General features: G+C 67.7%; 2 protein-coding genes. Both read left to right on the top strand.

Annotated elements, in window-relative coordinates; all coding sequences use genetic code 11:
* The first annotated feature begins 130 nt into the window (after window positions 1–130).
* Window positions 131–856, top strand: coding sequence for a TnsA-like heteromeric transposase endonuclease subunit (locus tag ACH4MY_RS38150; RefSeq protein WP_398009450.1), 726 nt, complete (start codon window positions 131–133; stop codon window positions 854–856).
* A partial coding sequence (locus ACH4MY_RS38145) for a Mu transposase C-terminal domain-containing protein (protein ID WP_398009448.1) occupies window positions 856–2,732 on the top strand: 1,877 nt, incomplete at its 3' end. The genes ACH4MY_RS38150 and ACH4MY_RS38145, both read left to right, overlap by 1 nt.

The following is a 2,732-nucleotide window of genomic DNA, read 5'->3' as shown; positions in this document are numbered from 1 at the left end:
TGTCCCCTGCCATCGAACCTTGATCATTGCCATCGAAGGTTGATGATCATTAGGTTTGTGTCATCGAAGTTTGAGTGGCACGGGGCGTTGATCGTCAGGGGTGGCGGTGGGGGAGCTCGCGGGTGCGTGGGTGGATCCGGATCTCGGAGCGTTTGACCTGGGGTTCCTGGAGGGCGGGGTACAGGTACGGCGGCCACTCGCCTCGTGCTGGGATGTACGTTTCGAGCGGGTAGAGCCGGTACGCCCCTTCCGCTGGCCCAAGGGCGGGGAGAGCTTCGCAGGCTGGTACTTCTGTGCGACTACGGGCGAGCACATCGGGTACGAGTCGTGGCTGGAGCGGGACCGGCTGATCCTTCTGGACTCCGATCCTCAAGTGATGGGGATCGCTTCGCAGCCGTTCTGGCTGCACTGGCACGACGGCAACCGCAAGCGCCGCCACGCTCCCGACTACTTCGTGCGTCTCGCGGACGGGCGGGGGCGAGTTGTCGATGTCCGGGTGGCCGACCGCGTTGACGAGACCGCTGCCGAGGCTTTCGCAGAGACGGAACGGGCCTGTCGGGCGATCGGCTGGGAGTTCGTGCGGGTCGGCGTCCCGGATCCGCTGCTGATGGCGAATATGCGGTGGCTGTCGCGCTACCGCAGGCGGCGATGTCTGCGCCGGGACATTGCCCACCGGCTGCTGGAGGTCTTCCGCGAGCCCGGGCCCTTGCGGGCCGGCGCCGTGGAGGTGGGTGATCCGCTGGTGGTGCTGCCGGTGCTGTTCCATCTGCTGTGGTCCGGCGTTCTGGCGACCGACATGTCTGCACGGCTTCTGGGGTCGGACTCCTTGGTGCACGCGTCAGCAGGGGGTCTGTGATGGGGCGGCTGATTCGGCCGGATGGTCTGACGGTCGGAGAACGGGTCCGGTTCGACGGGCAGGTCCGGCTGGTCCTGGCGGTCACGGGCCGCTCGGTGACGCTGTCGGACATGGGTGGCACGCTGCGGGCTGTTCCGCCGGCGCTGCTGTTCGCCGATGGTGACTTCGAGGTCGTGGACAGCTCGGGCCGGATGCCACTGCCGCCGGTTTCACTGCTGGAGGCTCTGCCTCGGGCCGCGCTGGAGAAGGCTCTGTGGTGGGAGGGGCACATCCTGGAGGTCCTGCACGGACTGCCTCCAGACGCCGAGGCGGGCACGGAGCCGAAACCGCAGTACGCTCCGTCGCGTTCGCTGACCGCACGGGAACGGTCGAAGGCCGCCGAGCTGGCCGCGACCGGACACAAGGTGAGCGCGAGCACGGTCGGGAACTACCGACGCCGTTACGAGACTTCGGGAGTGCTTGGGCTGGCCGATCACCGGCCAGTTCGCAGGACACCGAAGTACGGCACGGTGGACGACGCGGTCGTCGCCGCGATGCGCCAGGCGATCGGCGAGGCCACCGACGCCTCCACCCGCACCGGCACGTTCCTGCTCTGGCGGACGGAGCAGATCCTCAAGGCCGGCCAGCAGGACGACAAGGTGATACTGCCCTCGCGCCGCACCCTCTACCGGCTGCTCGCGAAGCTCACCACGGGCACCCACACCACCGGGTCAGCAACAACCCGCAGGTCACGCGCACACGGGGCGAGGGCGCCGTTCGGTGAACTGCCCGCGTCCGCGCCGGGCGAGGTGATGCAGATCGACTCCACCCCGCTGGACGTGCTGGTCCGCCTGGACGATGGCGTCGTCGGCAAGATCGAGCTGACCGGCATGATCGACGTCGCGTCCAGGACAGTAACTGCGGCAGTACTACGGCCGACGACGAAGGCGGTCGATGCCAGCGTGCTGCTGGCCCGCACGGTCACCCCTGAGCTGATGCGGCCGGGCTGGGTCGATGCTCTGCACATGTCCCGTTCGGTGCTGCCGCACCGGCGGCTGCTGAGCATCGACGAGCGTCTGGAGCACGCCGCAGCCCGGCCGGTGATCGTCCCGGAGATGATCGTCTGCGATCACGGGAAGGCGTTCATGTCGCGCAACTTCCTCGCGTCCTGCCGGTTTCTCCAGATCGACCTCCAGCCGGCGCACAAGGGCTCTCCCTTCGAGAAGGGGCACATCGAAAGGATGCTCGCCTCCGTGGGCACACTCTTCACCCAGTTTCTTCCCGGGTTCACCGGCAACAAGACCGATCACCGCGGACGGCACCTGGACAAGGAACCACTGTGGACCTTGCTGGAACTACAGGAGCTCCTGGACGAGTGGATCGTCGCCAAGTGGCAGAACCGCCCGCACGACGGGCTGCGGGACCCGGCCGCACCCGACCGGTCGTTCACGCCGAACGAGAAGTACGCCGCGCTTGTCGAAGCCTGCGGTTACGTCCCGGTCGCCCTCACCGGCGACGACTACATCGAACTGCTGCCCTCTGTCTGGCGCGCTGTCAACGACTACGGCATCAAGATCAAACGCCGGACCTATGACAGCCCTGCCCTAGCCGGGCTGCGACGCCAGCCTTCCGGCATCAAGGAGAAGAAGGGCCTCTGGGAGGTCCACCACGACCCCTACGACGTCTCCCGCATCTGGGTACGCGACCACCGCACGGGCAGCGGCTGGATCGAGGCCGCCTGGAAGCACCTGCACCGTGTCCCTGTCCCGTTCGGGGAACTGGCCTGGGACCACGCCCGTCAAGGCCTGCCTGATGCCACGGAGAGGGAGATCGCCGATGCGGTCGCCGCGCTGCTGGCCAAGGCCCACGCCGGGCCGGACCAGTTGGCGAAGCCTAG

This window comes from Streptomyces sp. NPDC017246 (assembly GCF_044331325.1).
Classification (GTDB): domain Bacteria; phylum Actinomycetota; class Actinomycetes; order Streptomycetales; family Streptomycetaceae; genus Streptomyces.
The sequence above is the reverse complement of the archived record's forward strand: the minus strand, read 5'-3'. Positions and strand labels throughout refer to the sequence as shown.